At 66.5% G+C, this 22,911-nt stretch carries 25 protein-coding genes and 2 pseudogenes; 18 read left to right on the forward strand and 9 right to left on the reverse strand.

Annotation, left to right across the window (positions count from 1 at the left end):
• Window positions 1–11 precede the first annotated feature (11 nt).
• The 4 genes and pseudogenes from ACJ7Z0_RS01660 to ACJ7Z0_RS01675 form a co-directional block, all read left to right on the forward strand.
• Window positions 12–551, forward strand: coding sequence for a hypothetical protein (locus ACJ7Z0_RS01660; RefSeq protein WP_434788373.1), 540 nt, complete (start codon window positions 12–14; stop codon window positions 549–551).
• A 47-nt stretch (window positions 552–598) separates the two neighbouring features.
• Window positions 599–778, forward strand: coding sequence for a GNAT family N-acetyltransferase (locus tag ACJ7Z0_RS01665; RefSeq protein WP_434788374.1), 180 nt, complete (start codon window positions 599–601; stop codon window positions 776–778).
• Window positions 779–1,023: 245 nt separating this feature from the next.
• Window positions 1,024–1,815 (forward strand): transporter substrate-binding domain-containing protein, encoded by a 792-nt coding sequence (locus ACJ7Z0_RS01670; RefSeq protein ID WP_434788375.1) that lies wholly within the window; start codon window positions 1,024–1,026, stop codon window positions 1,813–1,815.
• A gap of 108 nt (window positions 1,816–1,923) precedes the next feature.
• Window positions 1,924–2,010, forward strand: a pseudogene (locus ACJ7Z0_RS01675) (XRE family transcriptional regulator); the annotation flags it as partial.
• Between the two features lie 31 nt (window positions 2,011–2,041).
• Here the strand turns inward: ACJ7Z0_RS01675 and ACJ7Z0_RS01680 are convergent.
• Window positions 2,042–2,353 (reverse strand): hypothetical protein, encoded by a 312-nt coding sequence (locus ACJ7Z0_RS01680; protein ID WP_434788376.1) that lies wholly within the window; start codon window positions 2,351–2,353, stop codon window positions 2,042–2,044.
• A 419-nt stretch (window positions 2,354–2,772) separates the two neighbouring features.
• Between ACJ7Z0_RS01680 and ACJ7Z0_RS01685 the strand changes: the two are divergent.
• Window positions 2,773–3,009: pseudogene (locus ACJ7Z0_RS01685) on the forward strand (integrase core domain-containing protein); the annotation flags it as partial.
• A gap of 66 nt (window positions 3,010–3,075) precedes the next feature.
• On the opposite strand, the gene ACJ7Z0_RS01690 reads toward ACJ7Z0_RS01685, so the two are convergent.
• Window positions 3,076–3,333 (reverse strand): hypothetical protein, encoded by a 258-nt coding sequence (locus tag ACJ7Z0_RS01690; protein WP_434788377.1) that lies wholly within the window; start codon window positions 3,331–3,333, stop codon window positions 3,076–3,078.
• A 176-nt stretch (window positions 3,334–3,509) separates the two neighbouring features.
• Between ACJ7Z0_RS01690 and ACJ7Z0_RS01695 the strand changes: the two genes are divergently transcribed.
• The 4 genes from ACJ7Z0_RS01695 to ACJ7Z0_RS01710 all read left to right on the forward strand — a co-directional run bounded on the left by ACJ7Z0_RS01695 (window position 3,510) and on the right by ACJ7Z0_RS01710 (window position 5,380).
• Window positions 3,510–3,866, forward strand: a complete 357-nt coding sequence (locus tag ACJ7Z0_RS01695; RefSeq protein ID WP_434788378.1) for a TA system antitoxin ParD family protein — start codon at window positions 3,510–3,512, stop codon at window positions 3,864–3,866.
• A 7-nt stretch (window positions 3,867–3,873) separates the two neighbouring features.
• Window positions 3,874–4,467, forward strand: coding sequence for an ATPase (locus ACJ7Z0_RS01700; protein ID WP_434788379.1), 594 nt, complete (start codon window positions 3,874–3,876; stop codon window positions 4,465–4,467).
• Window positions 4,468–4,582: 115 nt separating this feature from the next.
• Complete coding sequence (locus ACJ7Z0_RS01705; protein ID WP_434788380.1) at window positions 4,583–4,867, forward strand: hypothetical protein; 285 nt, start codon at window positions 4,583–4,585, stop codon at window positions 4,865–4,867.
• A 117-nt stretch (window positions 4,868–4,984) separates the two neighbouring features.
• The gene (locus tag ACJ7Z0_RS01710; protein WP_434788381.1) at window positions 4,985–5,380 is read left to right on the forward strand and encodes a RidA family protein; all 396 of its coding nucleotides are present in this window, start codon (window positions 4,985–4,987) and stop codon (window positions 5,378–5,380) included.
• A gap of 55 nt (window positions 5,381–5,435) precedes the next feature.
• Here ACJ7Z0_RS01710 and ACJ7Z0_RS01715 read toward each other — a convergent pair whose 3' ends face one another.
• Window positions 5,436–5,810, reverse strand: coding sequence for a hypothetical protein (locus tag ACJ7Z0_RS01715; RefSeq protein WP_431121453.1), 375 nt, complete (start codon window positions 5,808–5,810; stop codon window positions 5,436–5,438).
• Window positions 5,811–5,984: 174 nt separating this feature from the next.
• Between ACJ7Z0_RS01715 and ACJ7Z0_RS01720 the strand changes: the two genes are divergently transcribed.
• A complete protein-coding gene (locus ACJ7Z0_RS01720; protein ID WP_434788382.1) occupies window positions 5,985–6,359 on the forward strand; it encodes an iron chaperone in 375 nt (124 codons plus the stop codon).
• Between the two features lie 24 nt (window positions 6,360–6,383).
• Here ACJ7Z0_RS01720 and ACJ7Z0_RS01725 read toward each other — a convergent pair whose 3' ends face one another.
• On the reverse strand, window positions 6,384–6,803 hold the full coding sequence (locus tag ACJ7Z0_RS01725) for a DUF1801 domain-containing protein (RefSeq protein WP_434788383.1): 420 nt from the start codon (window positions 6,801–6,803) through the stop codon (window positions 6,384–6,386).
• Between the two features lie 85 nt (window positions 6,804–6,888).
• Here ACJ7Z0_RS01725 and ACJ7Z0_RS01730 point away from each other — a divergent pair, with 85 nt between their 5' ends.
• From ACJ7Z0_RS01730 to ku (ACJ7Z0_RS01750), 5 genes are all read left to right on the forward strand, one after another.
• Window positions 6,889–8,040, forward strand: coding sequence for a metallophosphoesterase family protein (locus ACJ7Z0_RS01730; protein WP_434788384.1), 1,152 nt, complete (start codon window positions 6,889–6,891; stop codon window positions 8,038–8,040).
• Window positions 8,041–8,043: 3 nt separating this feature from the next.
• Complete coding sequence (locus ACJ7Z0_RS01735) at window positions 8,044–10,704, forward strand: AAA family ATPase (protein ID WP_434788385.1); 2,661 nt, start codon at window positions 8,044–8,046, stop codon at window positions 10,702–10,704.
• Between the two features lie 99 nt (window positions 10,705–10,803).
• A complete protein-coding gene (gene ku / locus ACJ7Z0_RS01740) occupies window positions 10,804–11,742 on the forward strand; it encodes a non-homologous end joining protein Ku (RefSeq protein WP_434788386.1) in 939 nt (312 codons plus the stop codon).
• Entirely contained in the window at window positions 11,739–12,581 is an 843-nt protein-coding gene (locus ACJ7Z0_RS01745; protein WP_434788387.1) for a tetratricopeptide repeat protein, read from the forward strand. The genes ku (ACJ7Z0_RS01740) and ACJ7Z0_RS01745 overlap by 4 nt, the downstream gene beginning before the upstream one ends.
• Before the next feature lie 89 nt (window positions 12,582–12,670).
• Window positions 12,671–13,609, forward strand: coding sequence for a non-homologous end joining protein Ku (ku, locus tag ACJ7Z0_RS01750; protein ID WP_434788388.1), 939 nt, complete (start codon window positions 12,671–12,673; stop codon window positions 13,607–13,609).
• Window positions 13,610–13,624: 15 nt separating this feature from the next.
• On the opposite strand, the gene ACJ7Z0_RS01755 is transcribed toward ku (ACJ7Z0_RS01750), so the two are convergent.
• Window positions 13,625–14,761: a pyridoxal phosphate-dependent aminotransferase gene (locus ACJ7Z0_RS01755; RefSeq protein ID WP_434788389.1), complete on the reverse strand. Its 1,137-nt coding sequence runs from the start codon at window positions 14,759–14,761 to the stop codon at window positions 13,625–13,627.
• A gap of 133 nt (window positions 14,762–14,894) precedes the next feature.
• Here ACJ7Z0_RS01755 and ACJ7Z0_RS01760 point away from each other — a divergent pair, with 133 nt between their 5' ends.
• Window positions 14,895–16,343 carry an aminotransferase-like domain-containing protein gene (locus ACJ7Z0_RS01760; protein ID WP_434788390.1) on the forward strand — a complete coding sequence of 483 codons (1,449 nt, stop codon included), beginning with the start codon at window positions 14,895–14,897 and terminating at the stop codon, window positions 16,341–16,343.
• Window positions 16,340–16,705, forward strand: coding sequence for an NUDIX hydrolase (locus ACJ7Z0_RS01765; protein WP_434788391.1), 366 nt, complete (start codon window positions 16,340–16,342; stop codon window positions 16,703–16,705). Before ACJ7Z0_RS01760 ends, ACJ7Z0_RS01765 begins: the two co-directional genes overlap by 4 nt.
• A 274-nt stretch (window positions 16,706–16,979) precedes the next feature.
• On the opposite strand, the gene ACJ7Z0_RS01770 is transcribed toward ACJ7Z0_RS01765, so the two are convergent.
• The 4 genes from ACJ7Z0_RS01770 to ACJ7Z0_RS01785 form a co-directional block, all read right to left on the reverse strand.
• A complete protein-coding gene (locus tag ACJ7Z0_RS01770) occupies window positions 16,980–17,162 on the reverse strand; it encodes a DUF3606 domain-containing protein (protein ID WP_431121432.1) in 183 nt (60 codons plus the stop codon).
• Window positions 17,163–17,346: 184 nt separating this feature from the next.
• A complete protein-coding gene (locus tag ACJ7Z0_RS01775) occupies window positions 17,347–18,327 on the reverse strand; it encodes an alpha/beta hydrolase (RefSeq protein WP_434788392.1) in 981 nt (326 codons plus the stop codon).
• A gap of 6 nt (window positions 18,328–18,333) precedes the next feature.
• On the reverse strand, window positions 18,334–19,101 hold the full coding sequence (locus ACJ7Z0_RS01780; protein WP_434788393.1) for a coniferyl-alcohol dehydrogenase: 768 nt from the start codon (window positions 19,099–19,101) through the stop codon (window positions 18,334–18,336).
• A gap of 37 nt (window positions 19,102–19,138) precedes the next feature.
• On the reverse strand, window positions 19,139–20,614 hold the full coding sequence (locus tag ACJ7Z0_RS01785) for a benzaldehyde dehydrogenase (RefSeq protein ID WP_434788394.1): 1,476 nt from the start codon (window positions 20,612–20,614) through the stop codon (window positions 19,139–19,141).
• A gap of 257 nt (window positions 20,615–20,871) precedes the next feature.
• Here ACJ7Z0_RS01785 and ACJ7Z0_RS01790 point away from each other — a divergent pair, with 257 nt between their 5' ends.
• Complete coding sequence (locus tag ACJ7Z0_RS01790; protein ID WP_434788750.1) at window positions 20,872–22,728, forward strand: sigma 54-interacting transcriptional regulator; 1,857 nt, start codon at window positions 20,872–20,874, stop codon at window positions 22,726–22,728.
• Window positions 22,729–22,911: the final 183 nt, after the last annotated feature.

Consider the following 22,911-nt stretch of genomic DNA (forward strand, 5'->3'; position numbering starts at 1 on the left):
ACGCCAAGCCCATGTCGATCTTGTCGCGCTCCGCCTTCCCCGTCATCATCGAGCAACACGTCGAGGCGGCCATGCACCTGCACGGCACCTGGCAGTTGTTGCTCGACGCGCCCCATGCCCGACTGCACCAACTGGCCCGCCTCGACGAGCGCCTGATCGCGCTCGCTGAAGCGGTGCCCGGGATCGTCGGTGCATTCGGTTGGGTGTCCTCGCGTCACTTGCGCGGCGTCACGAAGACGCTGCTCGACTCTCCCGTCCCGCTGCGCCGGGCCGTCGGCCTGCAGGCATGCGCCGCGCACCGGGTCGATCCGGGCGGGGTGATCGCCGCTGCGTGCAGCGACGCCGACACCGCATTGTTCATCGCCTTCCGGGATCTTGGCCTGCGTCACATCTCCAGCCCCGCCAACACGGGCCCGTGGCCTTACCAAAACGCCATGGCGATGGATGTCGAGGACATCCCTGCAAGCCCATGGTGGATGAGATTCGGGCGAACTGTACGGATGGGCGCGACTACGGCTCAGACTGCTGTTCCGCACGCAAATGCCTGGTAATGCCAAAGGATCCAAATCGATGCTGCAATGGACCGGATGGCAAACAGATGACTGGCCACCATTTGCTTCCATCGAAGGAGTTCGTAGCGCATGCGGATCGAGGTTCTGCAGATGCCACAACCCAATTCGCAGTGCCATTTCATGAAAGCTTCGGATTCCATGCAACAGGTCCTCGCGTAGAGACGAAGGGCATCGCATTCATACCGATGAAGCTCGCGCAAGTTTGACGTGCTGGCGCCCGATGGGTGACAGCGAACGGACATGGCTGCGCGGCAGCGGCCCCAATGTGGGGCATGCATCCCCAAATCGGGGGCAACTGGCATCTTGCGCACCACACTTGTTTTTCAGTTGAGGTGCATGAGTCTTGTATGCCATTGGGCACGATTCCTGCGATTCAATGCCAGCAGGGCTCTTGGCATGCTTGCCGTGCGCTTGAGAACAAATCACAACTATTCCTCACCATTCAAGCATCATGAATTTCAGCAAATTGCACATCGTCTTCGGACTGACCCTCATCAGTTTCATGGCAACCAGTGCAGTTCACGCGCAAAGCGCGTTGGACACCATCCTGAAGAACAAGAAGATCGTGATCGCGGTTCCTCCCGACTTCCCGCCCTATGGATCAATGGGCCGAGACTTCAAAATGCAGGGACTGGACATAGACATGGCCACCTACATCGGTACCAAGCTCGGCGTGGAGGTCGACCTGATACCCGTGACCAGCGCCAATCGCATTCCGTACTTGCAGAAGAAAAAAGCTGCATTGGTCATCGCCACCTTGGGCAAGAATCCGGACCGCGAGAAGCAGATCGACTTTACCGCCGCGTATTCGCCTTTCTATCAAGCCATCTTTGGTGCAAAAACTCTGAACATCAAGAGCTTCACCGACTTGTCGGGGAAGTCGATCGCCGTCACGCGCGGCTCAGTCGAGGATCAGGAACTCAACAAGGTTGCGCCAGCGGGTACTGACATCAGGCGCTTCGAAGACAACACCAGAACCGTCGCTGCCTTCGTTTCCGGCCAGGCGCAATTGATCGCCACAGGAGCGTCTGTCGCGAACAACATCATGACCAGCAATCCGACGCTCGGGACCGCCTACAAGTTGCTGCTTAAAGAGAGTCCGAACTACATCGGCGTGGCTAAGGGAGAAGACTCATTGCGGTTGATGGTCAACGGCATCATTGATGAAGCGAAGAAAAGCGGCGAGCTGAACAAGATGTCGATGAAGTGGCTGGAGCGCCCAGCAGGGGAGTTGCCGCAGTAGATATTGTTGATTGCCGTCGAAAATTGACCCTCTAAAGCAGTAAGTTCCGTCTAAGACTGACCCACGTAAAACCCTACCCTGCTCTTTTTAAAGCAGGGGATCCTAGGAGTGATAGACGTGGCGACATTGAGTGTCATCAGACGTTGGGCCCTGCGCGAGCAGATGTCCATCCGCGAGATAGCCAGGCGTACAGGCCACAGAGATCGGCGGAATCCAACACCACGGCCTATCGAAGGGGGTAGCCACCTGGGTTCTCTGCCTCCTCGTCGCGCCTGGTCGGATAGAACGGCTTCTTCTCGTCGAGTTCGTAGAACAGCAGGCCATGGATTCCCATCGCCTGGGCTTTGACCACTCGACGTGCCCACAGCGCTTCGAACGCACTGTTGAGAGTTGCTTCGTCGCCCCCGCGCCCGTAGACCTCGTCGATGAATGCGATGTCCTGGCCATCGGGAAAGATGAGCGCGAACTCCTCGTCGGTGGCGGCAAAGATGTCATACACGCAGTTCACTGCGCCGTCGATGACCTGAATGTTCTTCATAAAAAGCTCGGAATGGAGCCGACATCGTAGGTCGGCTGCTGGCCGCATTCTGTCCGAATGAGCGTGACTAGAGGCTTAGCAGAATCAAGACCACAAACAAGGCTAACCCACCGACAACGATGAGCGTCCGGAGCCATATAGCGCCGCGAATAGCCAGGCTCGGAACCTGCGCAGCAAATGCTCTCAACCGATCCGCCAACGGATGTCCCCTCGGAAGAGCCGCTGCGATCAGCAGCGACCCAACGATGGTCAACACGGCAAGTAAGACGAGCGCGGCAACCGCATAGCCAAACACCATCCAAAAAGCCTGCTTCAAGGAACAGCGCATGCGCCAGCCGAGACTGGGCACGCGCAAGCTGCACTACCTGTTGCGCGAGCCGTTGCAGCGCCAGGGCATCGAGTTGGGGCGCGATGCGAATCGCCGCCATGGCCTGAAGTGCGCGATGACCGACGGCTACGACTGCTACCAGAACGCGCTGGCCGAGCGCATCAACGGCATCCTCAAGACCGAATTCCTGCTGAGCCAGCCAACTGACCTGGCTCAAGTCAGGCGACTGGTGGCTGAGTCCGTGCAGATCTACAACCACGAGCGGCCCCATTTGTCGCTCAAAATGCAAACGCCCGATGTCGTGCATCGGGCGTCCGTGGTCGGCTGAGGCCGGCTATTTGGGTGTCAACGCAATTCAGGACGGGTCACTGGCCGCGAAGCGCGAAGGCGCCACCTACGGCGGCCCGATCTGGACGAAGTCGCTGACCGACTCGAAGTTGTCGGCGGCCCACGCGCGCAGCGATTCAAGCGCCTCGGCTTCCGATGGCCCGAAGGTCTGGTGGTGTTCCAGAGGCGTGGAATTGACCTCGTCCGGTGCTTTGGGCGCTCGGCGGTGGGGCATCCAGTACAGGGTCGCGGTGTAGCAGACGAGGTCCTGGGCGACCTGGACCAGGCCCGTCTGATGGCCAATCTTCAGTTCATAGTAGGGCACGGCTGGACCTGCGGTGGTGGTTGAAATGTTAACTTTCGACTGTACGCGAGTAACCCCGTCAGGGGTCGTTCAGTGGCGGAAATCAGGCATTCGGGACTTCCCGAACTGCCAGCCATGGGCTCCGAGTTGCAGAATGCCTCTGGTGGTTGCAAAATGGAACCCCAGAGGAGCCTCGTATGAGCCAGGCCGTAAAGATCTCAGACATTGAAATGAAGGCGCTGCGTGATGCGGCGCGGTTGAACAGCCGGTCGATCTCCGGCCAGGCCGAGCATTGGCTTCGCATCGGCCGTGCCATGGAACGTGATCCGGAAGTCGGTTATTCCCGGGTCGAACTGGCCCTGCGCGGCCTCGAGCCGCTGTCGCTCGATTCGCTCGCCGAAGCCGAGCAGGACGACTTCATCCAGGCCCTGGCCGACGCACCCGCTACTGCGGCGGAAGAAGACTTCTGGCGCGACCGCCGGCGCCGCGGCGTGGGTGTCGGGCTCGATGAGAAGGATCGATTGGTGTACGGCACACCCGCAGTGAAACGTTGAGCACCGCGTGAGCCGCCCGACGATGATCATGCTTGCCGGGCCGAATGGCGCCGGCAAGTCGACCTTCTATGAAATCGTCATTCGTCCGCGAATCAAGGCGCTGTTCATCAATGCCGACCTGATCCAGCGCGAGGAACTCGGCGATCCGTCGATGGCCGCGGCCTACCGGGCGGCCGCCATCGCGGAGAGCCGCCGCAGGCAGGCGCTGGAGAAGGGCATCAGCTTCGTCTCCGAATCCACGTTCTCTCACGAGTCGAAGCTGGCGCTGATCCGCGATGCCCAGGCCGCGGGGTTCCGGGTCGTGGTCTATCACATCAACGTGCGCCGCGTGGAGCTCTCGGTCAGCCGGGTTGGGCAACGGGTGGAAGAGGGCGGACACGACGTGCCCGAAGACAAGATCAGGGAGCGGTTCGAGCGCAACCAGCCGTTGATCCGCGAAGCCGTGCTGCTGGCCGATCATGCTTTCGTTTACGACAACTCCGGGCTGAACATGCCGGCAGAGCGCCTCATCGCCTTCAGCAAGGGCCAGGTGATCGCCGCCTCTGCAGACCTGCCGGATTGGGCCAGGGCGCTCTATGGCCGGGAGCTCGGGCTGGCTTGAGGCGACCTTCGCGTGCGCCCTCGGCCTACGCGGATCTTCGTTGCCGGCTGTGCAGGTTTGGCAAGAAGGTAGCCGAAGCTCGCAACACTCCAACCGCCCGACGAAAGGTCTTTCCATGAGCGCCAACGAGCCATCTCTCTCCGGACCCATTGCCGATGAACTGACGCCGCTGGAAATTTCCAAGGCGATGCTCGAGAGCGAAGAAGATCCGAACACCGCGCGGCCGCTCACGCCGCTGGGGCAGGCCGCTTCGGGCCTGGGGCCAAGACGCGCCCGCTCGTCATGGGCGCTTGCATTGCGCAGCCCTGCGACGGTGTGGTGCGCCATCGCGGGGGTCGGCCTGATCGCGGCGCTGGTCTATGTGGCGCGGGAGCCTCGTCGGTCCCGGCGGGCGGGTTGACCGGCCTGGGGTAGCTCTCGTTCTTGCTCGCTGGTCTCTTCAGGCGCATATTCCCGATTCGGTTGCGGGGCCGGCGGCCGAAAGACTCCCATTGCACCGGCCACGCGGGAGAAAGCCATGAGCAAGACGATTGTCGAAACCGCGGAGGCTCCTTCCGCCGTCGGGCCGTACTCGCAGGGCGTGCTTCTCGACGGGTGGCTCTGGACGTCGGGCCAGGTGGCGCTCGATCCGGCAACCGGCGCGCTCGCGGGGACGGATGCGGCCGCACAGGCCGACCGCGCGCTCAAGAACATCGAAGCGATACTGCGGGCCGCAGGCTCGAGCCTCGACCGGGTCGTTCGCGCAACGGTCTACCTGACCAACATGGACGACTTCGCGTCCGTGAACTCGGTGTATGCGCGCTACTTTCCCAGCGCATTTCCCGCACGGGCGTGCGTCGAGGTGTCACGCCTGCCGCTGGGGGCATTGGTGGAGATCGACGTGATTGCCAGGGCGGCCGCTTCGCCTGAATGAAAAGCCGCAGCGGGCCCCTCACCCTCTTTTGCGAGCGGTAGAGAGGCCCGGACGATCAGTACCGATCGTCGCCATAGCGGCGATAGTGCTCGCGGCGCTCCCACTCGCGGCGGCGCCATTCGCGGCGCTCCGCACGACGTTCTTCCCAGCTCGGCCCCGGCTCGTAGTAGACCGGCGCGGGCGCAACGTAGGCAGGCGCCGGCTGGTAGCGCACTGGCGGGGCTGGCTGGTAGTAGACGGGGGGCGGCGGCGAATATGCGGGCGCGGGTTCGTAATAGACCGGCGCCGGTTCGCTGCTCACCACCACGCCCGGCACGGACACGCCAACGGACCAGCTCGTGCCGGCGGTGGCCGAGGCCATCCCGAAAAGAGCGCCGGCGGCCAACGCGCCAGAGAGAGCCAGCTTGAGGCCAGTTCGAGTCAAAATCATCTCATCTCCTGAAGATCTGGGAACAATCCCGATGTACTTCCAACGCCTGGCCGCGCCGGGTCGCGCACATCGCGACTGTGAAGAAGGTTCCAAGATGTCACGGGAGGAAGAAGGGCATCCGGCCTCCGGGTGACCGATCATTCGCGATCATTCGTCTACCAGGGAGGCAAAAAAATGGCAGCCCAGCGTCCGGTCACGATCGACGAATACATCCGCGCGGCGCCGCGCGAGGGCCAGCCGCATCTGCGCCGGCTGTACGCGCTCCTCAAGCGCGTTGCGCCAGAAGCCGAAGAGGCAATCAAGTGGGGCACGCCGTTCTTCGTGGAGCCCCGCTTCCTGTTCGCCTTTTCCGCGCACAAGGCGCACCTCAACTTCACGCCGACGGCGGAAGGGCTGGAGCCGTTTCGCAAGGAACTGGAAGCGCACAAGACGACCAAGGGCATGCTGCAGATCCCCTACGGCGAGCCCCTGCCGGAAGCGCTCATTCGCCAGATTGCCGAACACCGTGTGCGCACGGTGCGTGAACGCGAAGACGACGCCTTCTGGTGACGCCACCGCGGCGGGAGGGCGAGCTCAGGACTTCGGCTTCTTCGCAGATCTGGACTTGGCCGCACTGTTGAGTGCGATGGCCTCGCGCACGAGCGCCTTGAAGGCGGACTCGTCGACTTTTTCGCCTTCATGGATGTCGATGGCGCGGCGCATGTTTCCGTCGAGGCTCGCGTTGAAGAGACGGGCCGGATCCTCCAGGAAAGCGCCCTTGGCGAAGGTAAGCTTCACCTTGTCCTTGTAGGATTCGCCGGTGCAGACGATGCCGTCGTGCGACCAGACCGGCGTGCCCATCCACTTCCATTCCTCGACGACTTCGGGGTCTGCGTCCTGGATGAGCTTGCGCATTCTGCCCAGGGTTTCGCCGCGCCAGCCGCCGAGGTCGGCAATTCTTTGGGAGATGAGTTCCGATGCCGGCTGGCTTGGGCTCGCATCCGATTTTTTCATGTTCTGATCCTGGAAGTTCTGCGGCCCGACGTCGACGTCGAAGATCCGCTGGCCGTCTGAATCTGCGGAATTTAACCGACCCCACATGACACGCTTTCTTCATTCCGCCGACTGGCAGATCGGCCGCCAGTTCGCAACCTTCGATTCCGAGCACGCGCCGATCCTGGCCGAGGCGCGCATCACGGTGGTCGAGCGGCTCGCGGCGCTGGCCATAGAGCACCGGGTGGACGCCGTGCTCGTCGCCGGCGACGTCTTCGACGTGCAGACCGTTTCGGAGCGCACGCTGCGCCGTCTGTTCAATGCGCTGTCGGGCTATGCGGGGCCCTGGCTCATGATTCCCGGCAACCACGACGCCGCCCTTGCCGAAAGCGTGTGGACGCGCGCGCAGCGGCTGGGCTTGGTGCCGCCGAACGTCCATCCGCTGCTGGTGCCCGAAGTGCGCGTGTTACAGGCGCAGGGCTTTGCCGTGCTGCCCGCGCCGCTCGCGCAGCGCCACACCTACAACGACCTCACGGCCTGGTTCGACGCGGCCGAAACGCCCGCGGGCATGCTGCGCATCGGCCTGGCGCATGGCAGCGTGCAGGGCTTGCTCGCAGAAGACATCGACTCGGCCAACCCCATCGCGCCCGACCGCGCATCGAGCGCGCGGCTCGACTACCTCGCGCTCGGCGACTGGCACGGCTGCAAGCGCATCGACGCGCGCACCTGGTACGCCGGCACGCCGGAGCCGGACCGCTTCAAGGACAACGGATCGGGTCAGGCGCTGCTGGTGGACATCGCCGCGCCGGGCGCCGAGCCGCAGGTGACTCCACTTGCAGTCGGCCAATTCCGATGGCAATCGATCACCGCGGCGTTGCAGGTTGCGAGCGATGGCTACGCGTTGATCGCACGGCTGGAGCCGCTGGATTCGCACGACGTGGCCGAGCTGCGCGTGCAGGGCCAGATCGACGTCGCGGGCCTGCAGCGCCTGCGGGCAGCCATCGGCCGCGCGGAGGCGCGGGCCCGCCATCTGCAGGTCGATCTGTCGGCGCTGCGGCTCGTGCCCACCGACGAAGACATCGCCGGTCTGCAGGCCGACGGCTACCTGGGCGAGGTGGTGCAGGAACTGCGTGATGCGCAGGCCAGCCCCGATTCGCCGGAGGCGCGCGTGGCGCAGGATGCGCTGGCGCTGCTGGCGGCCGAGCTCGCGCAGCGATCGCCAATGGCATCGGCCACGGCCTCCAGGGAGGGCGCTTAAGCCATGAAGCTGCAGATCACCCGCCTGCGCGTCGAGCAGCTGCGTCGCTTTCGCTCACCGCTCGAAATCGGCGGCTTCGAGCCCGGGCTCAACATCCTGGCGGCGCCCAACGAGGCCGGCAAGAGCACGCTGGTGCGCGCCATCCGCGCGGCCTTCTTCGAGCGCCACCGCTCCACGGCCGTGGAAGACCTGCGGCCCTGGGGCGAGGGCAGCGGCGCGGCGCCGCTGGTCGAACTCGACTTTCTGATCGACGGCCAGGGCCACCGGCTGGTGAAGAGCTTTCTCGGCAAGAAGCGCTGCACCTTGGCGGCCGGTGCGCGTTCGTTCGACGGCACCGACGCCGAGGACCACCTGGCCCAGCTGTTCGGCTTCTCGTTTGCCGGCAAAGGCGCGAGCAAGCCGGAGAACTGGGGCATCCCGGGCTTGCTGTGGGTGGAGCAGGGGCGCGGGCAAGAGCTGGACGTCAGCCATGCGCGCGACCATCTGCACGACGCCCTTCGCGACCCGGCCGGCGATTCGGCAGCGGCGCTGGCTGCGAGCGGTGGCGACGCGATCCTCGACAGCCTGCGCGCGCAACGCGACGAACTCCTGACCTCGACCGGCAAGCCGCGCGCTGCCCATGCCGAAGCCATTGCGCAAGTGGCCATGCTGGAGGCAGAACTCGGCGCCATCGACGTGCAGGTCGCCGCCTACCGCCAGCAGGTCGACCAGCTCGCACAGATGCGCCAGCAGCACCAGGCCGACGAGATGGCGCGGCCCTGGGAAGCGCTGCGCGAGCAGTTGCTGGCCGCACAGCACCGCAACGACGCACTGCAGGCGAGCCAGGAGCAGCTGCGCAACGACCGCACGCGCCTGCGCCAGCTGCACGAAACCCGGGAGCTGCTCGCAAAGGAACTGGCCGGGCTCGTTCAGCAGCAGACCGAAGCGCAAACGCGCGAGCGTGCCTGCGAAGAGACCGCCAAGCAGCTGCACGACAGCGACGCCGCCGTGGCCCATGCGCGCCAAAGCGCAGCGGAAACCCAACGCCGCGTCGACAGCGCCCGCGACGCCTGGCGTGCGGCGAGCCAGGAGGCCCAGCGCCGCAATCTGCAGCAGTTGCTGCAGCAGGCGCAGACCGATGCGGCGCGCAGTGCCGACAGCCTCGCGCGCGCGGAGGAGGCCCACGCGCGGCTCGCGGCCCTGCAGGCCACCGCCGCGGCAGCGCCGAAGATCCGCGCCGCCGACGTCGAGCAGTTGCAAACGCTCGAGCGTGCCGAGCACGATGCCGATCTGCGCCGGCAGGCCGTGGCCACGCGGTTGCAGTTCGTGCTGCCGGAAGGCCAGGCCCTCGAACTGCAGGCGCGCGACGGAAGCCACGACCTGCGCGGGCAGGGCGAACGGCTCATCGACGCACCCGCCACGCTGCAGCTGCCGGGCGGCGGCCGGCTGGTCATCACGCCGGGCGGCGACGACCTCGTGGCGCTTGCGCGTGCGCACGCCGATGCGCGCGATGCCATGCGCGCGGCGCTGCGGGCCTCTGGCGTCGACGACATCGCGCAGGCCCGGTCGCGGCTCGGCGCCTCGGCCGATCTCGATGCGCAGATCAAGCTCGCGCAGCAGGCCCTCGGCATCGTCGCGCCGCGCGGGTTGGAAGCGTTGCGCAGCGAACTTGCACAGGCGCAATCACGCATCGCCACCGCGCAGGCCGCCTTCGAACGCCTGCCCGCGGCAACGGCCGCACCCACCCTGTCGATCGAGGAAGCCGAGGCCGCCCAGCAAGCCGCCGTAGCGGCCGAGCACGCAGCGCAGAAGACGCTCGCCGAAGCGCAGCGCCGGCAATCGGCGGCGCAGGAGGCGAGTGCATCGGCCCGGCGCGAATTCGCGGCAGCGCAGGCGGCGCTCGCGGACCCCGGCCGCCAGCAGCGCCATGCCCAGGCCAGCCAGCAATGGCTGGCCGCGGGCGCCGAGGCCGAGGCGCTGACCGCCCGCATCGACCAGACGAGCGCCGACGTGCAGGCCGCGCGGCCCGACATCGTGCTGCAGGACATCGACCGCCTGCAGCGCAGCATCGAACAGGTCACGCGCAGCCATCAGCAGCGCCGCGAGCAACTGCTGCTGCTCGAAAACACGCTGCAGCAGGCCGGCGCGCAGGGCCTGGAGGAACAGCGGGAGGCCGTGGCCGGACAGCTCGTGCAGGCACGGCGCCGGCATGCCGAGCTGCAGCGCCGCGCCGATGCGCTCGCGCTGCTGTGCCACAAGCTCGAGCAAAAGCGCCAGGCCACGCTGACCCGGCTGCAGGCGCCCCTGCAAACGCGTATGCAGCACTACCTGCCTCTGCTGATGCCCGGGGCCACGGTGCACATGGACGCGGGGCTTGCGCCCGCCACGCTGACGCGCCTTACCGCCGGCGGCGCCGCCGAGAGCGGGCAGTTGCACGAGCTGAGCTTCGGCGCCCGCGAGCAGCTGCGGCTCATCAGCCGCTTCGCCTACGCCGACCTGCTGCAGGAGGCCGGCCGGCCGACGCTGCTGATCCTCGACGACGCGCTGGTCCACAGCGACGCTCCCCGGCTGGCGCAGATGAAGCGCGCGCTGTTCGATGCCGCGCAGCGGCACCAGGTGCTGCTGTTCACCTGCCATCCGGACCACTGGCGCGACATGGGGGTTGCGCTGCGGCCGCTGGGCTGAGGGGCCTTGCACGCACGCCGACACACATCCGGCGAAGCGCGCCTCTTTTCGAAAGCCTTGAAAAGTGGCATGTTGTCTCCTCGTTCCGAGGAGCATCAGATGGCCACTGCACGTTCTATCGCTTCGCTGTCGCTCGGCTTCGGCCTGGTTTCCATCCCGGTTCGGCTCTACTCGGCTACCGAGGGGTCGGCGACGGTGCATTTCAACCTGCTGTCCAAGGAGGGCGAGCGGGTCAAGCAGCAGTACGTTTCCGCCACCGACCCTGCCAAGGTGGTTGCGCGTTCCGAGATGGTGAAGGGCTACGAATTCGAGAAGGACCGGTTCGTGATCTTCCAGCCCGAAGAACTCAAGGCCCTGGAGGAGGGCGCGAGCCATCTCATCGACATCGTCGCCTTCATTCCGGCGGATGCAGTGGATCCGATCTACTACGACAAGCCCTACTACCTTGCGCCCGACAAGCGCGGCGGCAAGCCGTACAACCTGCTGAAGAAGGCGATGCTCGAAAGCGGCCGCTGCGCGCTCGCCAAATGGGCCTGGAAGGCGAAGCAGTACGTGGTCCAGGTCCGCGCCCAGGAAGAGGGGCTGATTCTTCAGCAGCTGCTGTACGCGGACGAGGTGCGTTCGCTGCAGGACCTGGAGATCGAGCAGCTGGAGCCGAGCGCGTCGGAGCTCAAGCTCGCGCTGCAGCTGATCGACCAGATCTCCGAGGAAAGCTACGACCCGACCCGCTTCGAGGACGAGGAGAAGAAGCGCATCCTCGCCGCCATCGACGCAAAGATCGCGGGCGAGGAAATCGTGGCTGCCGAGCATCCGGAGGATGCGGCCAGCGGGCAGGTGATCGACCTGGCCGAAATGCTCAAGGCCAGCCTTGCGCGCCATTCGACCTCGGGCCCGAAGGTGCGTCCGGCCGCGGCAAAGAGCAGCGCCAGTCCGCCGGCGGTCACGCCCTTGCGCAGTGTCTCGAGCAAGGCCAAGCGCGCGCCCAAGGCGCCCGAAAAGGCTGCTCCCGCCCCTTCACGCGCGCGCATGAAGAAGTGAAAGCCTCGACCGAATTCGCGTCGCCCTACACCCTGCGCGGCGTGGTCCAGCTGCTGGGCCTCTCGCGGCACGCCGTGAGCAAGCTCATCGAACTCGGCTTCGTCGCACCGGTCAAGACGCCGGCGGGAACCTGGCGGTTCTCGTTCCAGGACGTGGTTCTTCTGCGCTCCGCCCATGAGCTGCGCGCCGCGCGCATTCCGACGCGGCAGATTCTCCGGTCCCTGCGGCAGCTGAAGGCCACGCTGCCCGCGCAGATGCCGTTGGCGGGCATCCGCATCAAGGCGGAGGGCGACCGGGTGACCGTGCGCTCGGCCCATGCGCACTGGGAGCCGGACACCGGCCAGCTGCTGCTGGACCTGAGCGTCGAGCCCGGCACGGGCTCGGTGAGTTTCCTGTTCTCCCAGCAGGGCCGGGCGTCCACCACCGCCGACCTCGACGCGCTCTTTGAGCAAGCCGAGGCGCTGGAGGCCACGGCGCCCCAGGCGGCGGAAGCCACCTACCGGCAGATCCTGAAAGAGGAGCCCGGCTACGCCCATGCCTACCTCAACCTGGGCTTCATGCTCTGCGAAGCCGGCCGGTGCGGCGAAGCCGCGGACCTGTACGACGTGGGCGTCCGGCACTGCGGCGACGACCCCCTGATGCACTACAACCACGCCGTGGCGCTGGAGGGTGCCGGCCGCATCCAGGACGCGCTGGCCAGCTACGAGAAGGCCTTGCAGCTGCAGCCCGACCTCGCCGATGCCCACCAGAACGCCGCACTGCTGTATGCGGAGCTGGGGCACAAGCAACTCGCGATCCGGCATTTCAGCGCGTTCCGGCGTCTTCAGAGCAGCACGTAGGCGCCAGGGGGCTTCTTCCTACGAGCAATGCGGCCGCTTCGCGCTAGCGTCGGCCATCCGACCCACCGCAAGTCGCAAGGAGTTGAATCTTGGCCACCGCCAGCAGAACCCTCTGGAAAGGCGCGATCACTTTCGGGCTGGTGCACATTCCCGTGGGCCTGCACACCGCGAGCACCGAGCAGGGCGTCGATTTCGACTGGCTCGACAAGCGCAGCATGGACCCCGTGGGCTACAAGCGCATCAACAAGAGAACCGGCAAGGAGATCGACAAGGACGACATCGTGAAGGGCTTCGAGTACGAAGACGGCAAGTACGTCGTCATCTCGCCCGAGGAGATCGAAGCCATCTACCCGCGCACGACGCAGACCATCGAGATCCAGCGCTTCATCGATGCCAACGAGATTCCGTTCGTCTATCTGGAACGGCCCTATTACGTCGCTCCGATCAACAGGGGGCAGAAGGTCTATGCGCTGCTGCGCGAGGTGCTCCTCAAGACCGGCAAGGTGGGCCTGGCCAAGGTCGTGATTTCCACCAAGCAGCACCTGGCCGCCCTGATGCCGGCCGGCGAGGTGCTCGTGCTCAACCTGCTTCGCTGGGGCGATGAGGTGAAATCGCTCGCGGGGCTGGACCTGCCCGCGGCCGGGGTCAAGGGGGCCAAGGTGACGGCCTCGGAAATGAAGATGGCCGAGCAACTCGTGAAAGACATGAGCGGGAAGTGGGACCCCGACGAGTTCAAGGACGAGTTCAAGCACGCGGTCATGAAGATCGCCCAGAAGAAGATCAAGGCCGGCGACACCGAAACGGTGATCGAGCCGGAAGAAGAAGGGCCGGCCCAGGGCGCAGAGATCATCGACCTGACAGAGCTTCTGACGCGCAGCCTCAAGGGCGGCAAGGCCGCCAAGTCGGCCGGCTCATCGGCGAAGAAGACCGCGGGTTCCAGGACCAGCGCCAGTGCAAAGAAGACCGGTGCCGCCGCGAAGAAGGCCCCGCGCAAGAAGGCGCCCGGCCCTCGCCGCAAGGCGGCCTAAGCAGCCGGGCGAGCCCTATTTGCCGCCAGCCTGCGTGGCTTCCGTCAGCGCGGCCGACACGCACTCCAGCGCGATGGCCAGTTGCGTGAGCGTCGGCAATCCGAAGCCCAGCCGGAACACCAGCGGATCGTCGCCGAACCACGGACCGGGTGCGACCCGGGTGCTGTATTTTTGCAGCGTTGCATAAAAGCGTTCGACGGCCGCGGCGTCGAAGACGTCACGCTTGAGCCGCACGCAGCACAGCGCCCCGGCATCGGGACGCACCCACTCGATGTGGTCGGGATGGCGCGACACCCAGTTCTCGGTGAACTGCAGGTGTTGCGCGAGGAGCTTGCGCCTCTCGCCGATGATCCGGTCGCGCTGCCTGAACACGGCGAGTGCAAGCGCCTCGTCGACCGGCGAGCATGAGATCACCGTGCTGAACTTGGCCGTGATAAGAGCCTGGCGCAGCGCCGCGTCGCGCGTGATGGCCCAGCCGATGCGCAAGCCCGCCGAGCCGTGGCATTTGGACAGCGAGGACACCGAGATGACCTTGCGCCCCAGGCACGCGGCGCTGGGTGCCGCGGCATCGTCGCCATAGGCCGCCTCACGGTAGGTCTCGTCGACCACCAGCCAGGCCTCGGGGGCATGCTCGGCCAGCATCGCCACGATTTCGCGCAAGGTCTGCGCGGGAATGGCGACACCTGATGGATTCTGCGGCGAGGCCAGGCTCACGATCCTGGTCTTCGGCGACAGCAGCTTGCGCAGCGCGTCCGGGTCGACCCGATAGCCCGTGTCGAAGCCCAGCGGCAGTGCGCGGGTCACGGCGCCAACGGCCGCCAGCGCGTTGCGCGCGAGCGGAAACACCGGCTCGGCCACGATGGCTTCGTCGCCCGCCTGGCACAACGTGAAGGCAATCAGAAAAAGGGCGTGCATGCCGCCGACCGTGACCACCACGTCATCGGCATCGACGCCATGCTCGTTCGCGATCTCCTGCCGAAGGTTCTGGTTGCCCGCCGCTGTGCCGTAGTCGAGCGAAAAGTCGGCGTCGCTGCCGAAAGCCGAGTCGATCAGTTCCGCCAGCCGCACGCTCGGGCCCACGCTTTCCGCGAGATCGAAGCGGGGCGCCTTGCTGACCAGGGAGATGATCTCGTTGTCCGGAAACCGTGCCATGTGGTGCTGCTTGAACCGTTGCTGTCGATGCACTCATCTTGCAGATTCGCGGCCCACGATAACAGCCACAATTTCCTGAAATTGAGTGCAGTACAGTTGCATGCAGCGTCGTCCATGCAAAGAGGAGTCATCCGTGTCGCAGCAGCCACTCCGGTTCCGTTATGAAGAAGTTGCCGATTTCGTCGCCGGCCTGGCCGGCCGCGGCACGCTCCGGCCCGGGGCGCGGGCACCGTCGCTGCGCGAGATCAGCACGCAGCAGCGCACCAGCCTCAGTACCGCGGTGCAGGCCTACCGCCTGCTCGAAGACCGCGGCATTCTCGAGGTGCGGCCGCAGTCGGGCTACTACGTTGCCAAGGCGCCGCCCGCCTTGCCCGTGCCCACGACCACGCGGCATTCGGTCCGGCCCGCCAAGGTGGAGCTGTCGGGTCTCATGCTGAGCCTGCTGGAGCACGCCTCGGACGAAGCCCTGGTGCCGCTCGGCTGCGCCATTCCCAACCAGCGCCTGCTGTCTTCATCCAAGCTCGACCTCGTTCTTGCGCGCACGGCGCGCGTGAAGGGCGGGCAGTGCAACACCTACTCGCCGCCGCGCGGCGAGATGTCGCTGCGCCTGGAGATCGCGCGGCGCGCACTGCGTTTCGGGCAGGCGCTGTCGCCGGACGACATTGCCATCACCTGCGGCTGTACCGAGGCGCTGGCGCTCGCGCTCGACGCCGTCACGGAGCCGGGCGACGCGGTCGCGATCGAGTCGCCCACCTACTTCGGGCTGCTGCAGGTCCTGCGCGCGAAGAATCTCAAGGTGGTCGAACTGCCCACCGACTCCATCACCGGCGTGGATGTCGATGCGCTGCGCGATGTGGTGGCCTCGGGCAAGGTGCGCGCCTGCGTGCTGGCGTCGAGCTTCAGCAATCCGCTCGGCTGCACCATTCCCGAAGAGAACAAGCGCACCATACTGCGCCTGCTCGCCAAGCACCGCGTGCCGCTGATCGAGGACGACGTGTATGGCGACGTCCATTTCGGCGAAGAGCGGCCCCTGCCTTTCAGCGCGCTCGACAGGCACGACAACGTCATCTATTGCGGCTCGTTTTCCAAGACGCTCGCGCCCGGCTATCGCATCGGCTGGATCGTGACCGGCCGGCACATGGCGCGGGTGCTGGAGACCAAATTCGCCACCAGTCTTGCGACACCGGTGCTGACGCAGGTGGCGCTCGCCACCTTCCTGTCGAACGGCGACTACGACCGCCACCTGCGCCGCATCCGGCGCGAGTTTGCCGACACGCTGGGCCGCATGACGCGCGTGATCGAGCAGGCTTTTCCCCCGGGCACGAAGGTTTCGAGGCCCGCGGGAAACTTCGTGTTGTGGGTCGAGCTGCCCGAGCCGGCGGATACGCGGCTGCTGTTTGCCGAGGCGCTGGGCAAGGGCATCTGCTTTGCGCCTGGCGTCGTGTTCTCGGCAAGCGGAAAGTATGCCCACTGCCTGCGGCTGAGTGGCGGCCATGGTTGGGATGCGCGGATCGAGAAGGGCTTGCGCAAGCTCGGCGCCATGGCCTCCAAGGCGTTCGCGGCCCACAATCGCCAACCATGATTTCAGTCCATCTTCACGGCCAGCGCTTTCAGGTTCGTGCCGCCGCCATCGTCCTTCATGCGGGTCACGTGCTCGTGCACCGGGCCCCGGGCGATGGGTACTGGGCCTTGCCCGGCGGCCGGGTCGAAGTGGGCGAAGAGGCATCGGCCACGATCGTGCGTGAGATGAGGGAAGAACTCGGCGAAGAGGTCGAGTGCGGACCGCTTCTCCATATCGCAGAGAATTTTTTCGACCTGGCGGAAAGGCGGAACCACGAGATCGGGTTCTACTTTCTCGTCTCGCTGCCCGAGAACTCGAGCCACCTCGACAAGGCGCGAAGCTACCGGGGGATCGAAGACCACCTGGAGCTGGAGTTTCGCTAGTTCCCCGTCGCGGAGCTTGCGTCCATCAACCTGCGGCCCACGTTTCTGCACGCATCCCTGGCGGCAGATCCGCTGGCCTTCTCGCATGCCGTGCAGCGCGAATACCCGTGATCGCCAGCGCTCGCGACTGCATGCACAGCCCCACGAGGTCAAGCCTCGCCGGCCGTCAGGAGAGGGGCCAGCGACGAAGATGCCACCTGAGCTTCGCCCAGGTCCGCCATGCAAGGTATATGGCCATGACTACACCCTTTTCTGCCGTTGCACCGGATGAAGCTCACCTGCGCATCTCGACCAGATAGGCGCGAACGGCATCGGCTGAATTGCCGACCACTCTCACCGCGTCTCGCAGCTGCGTCTCGGAACATTTCAGCGCCTCGGTCCATGAACGCACTTCGTGCGGCTCGTCAATGGCGATCAGCTTGCGATCCAGTCCTGTCTTCCTTGGGTTGTCGGGCATGTTTTTCTCCTGTTGTCACGGCGGCACAATGCCTCCGGCACTTCAGGTTGAGCGCTGCGAAGGGGCAGCGCCATGCCGTTTTGACGCGTCTTGGTGAGGGTGACTCTCCTACGTTGCGCCCGCATCGGTGCACGGGTGCCCCGGCCAGGGCGCCACGGGCCGAGACCACGTCCCCCGGCGCTGACTAGGGCGAGCGGGGTGACAGTTGCGCACGCAACCACCGGGCCAGGTCGGCCATGACCTGCGAGCCCAGCGGCGATACGGCGGTGAAGTGAATGCAGGCGTGAATGGCGCCGGGGTAGTGGCGGTGCGCTGTCGGCACGCCGGCCTCTGCGATGCGCTGCGCCAGCGCATGGCCTTCGTCGCGCAGCGGGTCGTGCCCCATGGTGGCCAGCCAGGTGGGCGGCAGCGTGGCCAGTGCCTGCGCGTGCAGCAGGGCGAAATCGGCGTGCCGCACCAGCTCCTGGCGCCCGCCGAGGTAGCAATCGATGAACCACTGCATGACGCCATGGGTGAGGAACTTGCCCTCGCCGTTCTCGGCCATTGATGGGCTCGGTTCGCTGTAGTGCTGGGCGACCGGATAGATGAGGCCCAGCGCACGCGGCGCAATCGTGCCGGCCGAACGCAGCGCCGCCACGGCGGCGAGCTGCGCGCCCGCGCTGTCGCCGGCCAGCGCGATGCGCGACGGATCGGCGCCGAGCGCTTGCGCGTGCGTGGCCACCCATCGCAGCACACAGGCCACGTCGTCCAACGCCGCCGGAAAGGGATGCTCGGGCGCCAGCCGGTAGTCCACCGCCACCACCACGGCGGCCACGTCGTGGCACAGGGTGCGGCACACCTTGTCGTGGGTTTCGAGGTCGCCGATCACGAAGCCACCGCCGTGCACGTACAGCAGCAAGGGAAGCGGCCCCTGGGCGTCGGGCTGGTAGATGCGCAGCGTCAACGGGCTCCCGGGTCCGTCGATGACGCGGTCGGCCGCCGATGCGATGGCCGGCGCCGGCAGGCCCAGGCCGGCGGCCAGCTCGCGGTAGATCTGGCGCGCCACCGGCGGGGGCAGCGACTCCAGCGGCGGATTGCCTTGGGCAGCGGCTTGCGCCAGAAAGCCGGCCAGCGCCGGGTCCAGGGGCGCCGTGTCGAGTGCGGAGGGAATGGAGGTGTGGCTCATGGCGGCTCAGATGTAGGTCGATGCCAGTCCGCCATCGACCGGGATGTTGGCGCCGCTGATCCAGCGCGCCTGGTCGCTGCACAGCCACGCGATCACCGGCGCGATCTCGTCGGCGAAGCCGGGGCGCAGCATGCGGTGCGCATCGGCCTGTACGCGCTCCTGGCCGAGCATGCTCACGAAGTCGCCCAGGATCGGCGTGAACACCGGGCCCGGCGCCACGCAGTTCATGCGCACGCCGTGTTCCAGAAACCATTTCTGCGACTGCGTGGCGCTCCAGACGATCAGCGCTTCCTTGAAGTACTGGTAGCAGGTCTCCTGCGGCACGGGGTGGTCGCGCAGCCAATGGGCGCCGGCCTCGAAGCCTTGCGCGGCGGCCAGGGCCTTGTGCGGCGCCAATCGCTGCGGCCATTCGGCGCCGAGGATGGAGGCCACGTTGACGATGGAGCCGCCGCGCGGGATGCGCGGCAGCGCCTGCTCCGTCAGGTGGCGCAGCCCCAGGTAGTTGACGTCGGCCACCAGCTTGACGGGTGCCGTGCCGGGCACGCCGGCGATGTTGCACAGCGCGTCGAAGCGCTCGGGCAACTGCGCCACGGCCGCATCGATGGCGGCGACGGAACTCAGGTCGGCCTTGACGAAGCCGTCGAGCGTGAGACTCGGGTCGTTGCGGTCCACGCCGATGACGCGGGCGCCGGCAAAGCGCGCGATGCGCACCACCTCGGCGCCGATGCCCGACGACACGCCGGTGACGACGATGGTTTTTCCTTGAAGCTGCATGAGATGTCTCCTCGTGGGTTCAGTAGCCAACTAACGCTCAGAACGGGTAGGCGTGCGGCGCCTGCTTGATGGTCAGCCACTGCCACTGGGTGTATTCCTCCCAGTCGGCGGGGCCGCCCACGCTGCTGCCGTTGCCGGCGATGCCGGGGCCGCCGAAGGGGTTGACGCACTCGTCGTTGACGGTCTGGTCGTTGATGTGGACCATGCCGGAGTTCAATTGCGCGGCCATTGCCATGGCCCGTCCGATCGAGGGCGAGATCACCGCCGACGCCAGGCTGCCCTGGTGGTTGTTGGCCAGGGCCACGGCCTCGTCGTCGGTGCTGAAGGTGATGATGTTGGCGACGGGACCGAACACTTCTTCGTCGTACACGCGCATGCCGGCCTTCACGTTGGCCAGCACCGTGGGTTTGTAGAAGAGGCCTTCGCTGGTGCCGCCGGCCAGCAGCTGCGCGCCGGCCGCAATGCTCTCCTGCACGATGGCGTGCACGCGGTCGCGCTGCTTCGCGTCGATCAGCGGCCCCAGGGCCACCTGGCCGCTGGCACCGTCGCCCACCGGCAGGTGCTGGGCCTTTGCGACCAGCCGTTGCGTGAAGGCGGCGGCGATGCTTTCGTGCACGATGATGCGGTTGGTCGCCATGCAGATCTGTCCCTGGTGCAGGTAGGCGCCCCAGGCGGCATTGCTGGCCGCGATGTCGAGGTCGGCGTCTTCCAGGACGATCAGCGAGTTGGCGCCGCCCAGCTCCAGCGTGACCTTCTTCAGATGTCGCCCCGCCAGCTCGCCGATGCGCCGGCCCACGGCGGGCGAGCCGGTGAAGGCGATCATCGGCACGTGCGCATCGGTCACCAGCGCTTCACCGGCGGCGGCGTCGCCGGGCAGCACCTGCAGCAGGCCGGCGGGCAGGCCCGCCACTTCGAACACGCGGGCGATCATGAAGCCGCCGCTCACCGGCGTGCGCGAGTCGGGCTTGACCACCACGCCGTTGCCCGCCGCGAGGGCCGGCGCCACGGTGCGAAGCGTGAGGATGAGCGGAAAGTTGAAGGGCGAGATCACGCCCACCACGCCACGCGGCACGCGCCGCGCCAGGCTGGTGGTGCCATGCGCACTCGGCAACACCTGGCCCTGCGATTGCAAGGGCATGGCCGCTGCCAGGTGGCACAGGGTGATGGCCTCGCGCACCTCGTGCTGTCCCTTGGGCAGGATCGCGCCCGTCTCCCGGGCCACGTACAGCGCCAGCTCGTCGAAGTGCTGCTCGAACAGCGCCGCGGCCCGCAGGAACACCGCGGCCTTCTCGCGCGGCCCCACCTGCGCCCAGCTCTTCTGCGCCTGCGCCGCGGCGGCTGTGGCCAGCGCCACGTCTTGCGCGTCGGCAATGCCGACGGCCGCCATCACCTGGCCCGTGGCCGGTTCGACGACGTTGCGCACACCGCCTGCGGACGCGACCCATGCGCCGTTGAACACCTTGCCGGCCCAGGCCGCCGGGTCCAGGAACGCCAGCTTCTGCGAAACACCCATGACTCACCCCTTGCGAAAAAAGTTGATCGGCTTGCCATGGTGGAAATGCCGCGGCACCGCCTTCTTTTCGCAACGGGCATACCAAGGGTGCGGTGGCGGGGTGGCCCGGGGCCGCTACGCGGGGCTGTTTTCATTCGGGGGTTAGGGGAATTCCCGGAGTTGTAATAGTTATTGCAGATAACTGGTTTACCCTGATCCGGGCTTTCACCAAATGCTCAAGAATCGGCCGCCCGTTTCACCAAACGATGAACTTGAAATTGACCAAAGCCATTGCCTCACCGGTCCCCGGGCGGATCTCCCTGGCCGAGGTGGCGCGCGCCACCGGCGCCGCGCTGGGCCGTTTCGACGGCGCCGACGTGGCGCGTGCGATGAGCCGCTTCGACGCCTCGCACGTGGGAAGCGAAGAGCACCCGACCATTGCCGACATCAGCGAATGCCTGTTCTTTTCGCCCGGCGACGGCCGCATCTGGCTGCAGGACCAGCGCATGGTGCTGCTGCATACCGAGGCGCTGGGGTCCCTCCGGCGCGAGCTGATCGACAGCCTGGGCCACGGGAAGGCCCGCGGCCTCTTCACGCGCGCGGGCTACGTCAGCGGCGCGCGCGACGCGCAGCTGGTGCGCAAGCATTGGCCCGAGGCCGAGCCGGCCGCGGCCGCCATGGCCGGCACCCGCCTGCATGCGCTGGAAGGGCTGGTGAAGGTCGAGCTGGTGCACGCGCGCTACGACCCCGAGACCTCGGACTACGAAGGCGAATTCATCTGGCACCACTCGGTCGAAGACGACGAGCACATCGCGGCCTACGGCATCGGCGGCTCGCCGGCCTGCTGGATGCAGGTGGGCTATGCCACCGGCTACGTCAGCACGCTGTTCGGGCGGCTGGTGGTGTTTCGCGAAGTTGCCTGCCGCTCGATGGGCGAGAGCCATTGCCGCGTGATCGGAAAATCCGCCGAGCGCTGGGACGACGTGGAAGAAGACATGCGCTACCTGCGCGCACGTGACTTCGTCGGCGTTTCCGTCGGCGTGTCTCCCTACGGTGGCGCGGCGCCGCGGGCCGCCGAGTTGCCCACGCCGCCGCGCAAGAGCGACGCGATGGTGGGTGCGTCATCGGCATTCAACGCGGCCTGCCACTTGCTGCATCGCGTGGCGCCAACCACGGCCACCGTGCTCTTTACCGGCGAGTCCGGCGTCGGCAAGGAAAAGTTCGCGAGCATGCTGCACAGCATCAGCCCGCGGCGCGACAAGCCCTTCGTCGCCGTGAACTGCGCGGCCATTCCGGAGACGTTGATCGAGTCGGAGCTGTTCGGCGTGGAGCGCGGCGCCTACACCGGTGCCGGTGCGGCGCGGCCGGGCCGCTTCGAGCGCGCCCACGGCGGCACGCTGTTCCTGGACGAGATCGGCACGCTGAGCTACGCGGCCCAGGGCAAGCTGCTGCGCACATTGCAGGAGGGCGAAGTCGAGCGCGTGGGCAGCACGCGCAGCGTTCAGGTCGACACGCGCGTCATCGCGGCCACCAACGTCGATCTGCGCCAGGCCGTGCGCGAGGGCAGGTTTCGCGACGACCTGTTCTTTCGGCTCAACGTCTTTCCCATTCACCTGCCGCCGCTGCGCGAGCGGCGCGACGACGTGCCGCTTTTGATGAGCCATTTCCTGCAGCACTACGGCCGCAAGCACGGCCGGCAGGTCGCCGGCTTCACGCAAGCCGCCGTCAAGGCGCTTCTGAACTACGACTACCCCGGCAACATCCGCGAACTGCAAAACCTCATCGAGCGCGCCGTGATCGTGGCGCCCGAAGGCAGCCTGCTCGAAGTGCATCACCTGTTCACGAGCGGCGAGACGCTGGACAAGAACGTGCTGTCGGTACGGCCGGATGGCCACCTGGCAGGCGCTGGGTCTGTCGGCGCCTTGCCCCCGCAGGCCGCGCCCGCAAGCCAAGCCGTGCCGGACAGCATCGGCCCCGGTTCCTTGGGGCAGGTCGAAGAGACGCTGATCCGCCGTGCGCTGGAGCAATGCGGCGGAAATCTTTCAGCGGCTGCGCGTGTGCTGGGCATCACGCGGCCCCAGCTGGCCTACCGGGTGCGCAAGCGAGGGCTCGTCGTGAAGTCAGGGCCGGGTTGAGGGACGAAACATGAACGGACGCCGGTAAACCAACCTCGCTGGATTGACTCTCAGGGTTTGCCCTAATCGCCGGTCCGGCGATTCGGACAGGCTCGTCGCTCCGCATCCGGATCGTCGGCAACGCGCTCGCTTCATCTCCGCCTCATCTTTCATGAAATCAACGACTTAGAGAGCGTTGCGCGC

The organism is Variovorax palleresanus, from assembly GCF_051144945.1.
Classification (GTDB): Bacteria; Pseudomonadota; Gammaproteobacteria; order Burkholderiales; family Burkholderiaceae_C; genus Variovorax; species Variovorax paradoxus_S.

Bases quoted from the DNA above. Each gene is read 5' to 3' on its own strand.
- ACJ7Z0_RS01670 (WP_434788375.1), top strand. From the start codon at position 1,024: ATGAATTTCAGCAAATTGCACATCGTCTTCGGACTGACCCTCATCAGT.
- ACJ7Z0_RS01660 (WP_434788373.1), top strand. From the start codon at position 12: ATGTCGATCTTGTCGCGCTCCGCCTTCCCCGTCATCATCGAGCAACAC.
- ACJ7Z0_RS01780 (WP_434788393.1), bottom strand. From the start codon at position 19,101: ATGCAGCTTCAAGGAAAAACCATCGTCGTCACCGGCGTGTCGTCGGGC.
- ACJ7Z0_RS01665 (WP_434788374.1), top strand. From the start codon at position 599: ATGACTGGCCACCATTTGCTTCCATCGAAGGAGTTCGTAGCGCATGCG.
- ku (WP_434788386.1), top strand. From the start codon at position 10,804: ATGGCCACTGCACGTTCTATCGCTTCGCTGTCGCTCGGCTTCGGCCTG.
- ACJ7Z0_RS01730 (WP_434788384.1), top strand. From the start codon at position 6,889: ATGACACGCTTTCTTCATTCCGCCGACTGGCAGATCGGCCGCCAGTTC.
- ACJ7Z0_RS01720 (WP_434788382.1), top strand. From the start codon at position 5,985: ATGGCAGCCCAGCGTCCGGTCACGATCGACGAATACATCCGCGCGGCG.
- ACJ7Z0_RS01765 (WP_434788391.1), top strand. From the start codon at position 16,340: ATGATTTCAGTCCATCTTCACGGCCAGCGCTTTCAGGTTCGTGCCGCC.
- ACJ7Z0_RS01705 (WP_434788380.1), top strand. From the start codon at position 4,583: ATGAGCGCCAACGAGCCATCTCTCTCCGGACCCATTGCCGATGAACTG.
- ACJ7Z0_RS01775 (WP_434788392.1), bottom strand. From the start codon at position 18,327: ATGAGCCACACCTCCATTCCCTCCGCACTCGACACGGCGCCCCTGGAC.
- ACJ7Z0_RS01715 (WP_431121453.1), bottom strand. From the start codon at position 5,810: ATGATTTTGACTCGAACTGGCCTCAAGCTGGCTCTCTCTGGCGCGTTG.
- ACJ7Z0_RS01680 (WP_434788376.1), bottom strand. From the start codon at position 2,353: ATGAAGAACATTCAGGTCATCGACGGCGCAGTGAACTGCGTGTATGAC.
- ACJ7Z0_RS01725 (WP_434788383.1), bottom strand. From the start codon at position 6,803: ATGAAAAAATCGGATGCGAGCCCAAGCCAGCCGGCATCGGAACTCATC.
- ACJ7Z0_RS01735 (WP_434788385.1), top strand. From the start codon at position 8,044: ATGAAGCTGCAGATCACCCGCCTGCGCGTCGAGCAGCTGCGTCGCTTT.
- ACJ7Z0_RS01695 (WP_434788378.1), top strand. From the start codon at position 3,510: ATGAGCCAGGCCGTAAAGATCTCAGACATTGAAATGAAGGCGCTGCGT.
- ACJ7Z0_RS01770 (WP_431121432.1), bottom strand. From the start codon at position 17,162: ATGCCCGACAACCCAAGGAAGACAGGACTGGATCGCAAGCTGATCGCC.
- ACJ7Z0_RS01710 (WP_434788381.1), top strand. From the start codon at position 4,985: ATGAGCAAGACGATTGTCGAAACCGCGGAGGCTCCTTCCGCCGTCGGG.
- ACJ7Z0_RS01785 (WP_434788394.1), bottom strand. From the start codon at position 20,614: ATGGGTGTTTCGCAGAAGCTGGCGTTCCTGGACCCGGCGGCCTGGGCC.
- ACJ7Z0_RS01755 (WP_434788389.1), bottom strand. From the start codon at position 14,761: ATGGCACGGTTTCCGGACAACGAGATCATCTCCCTGGTCAGCAAGGCG.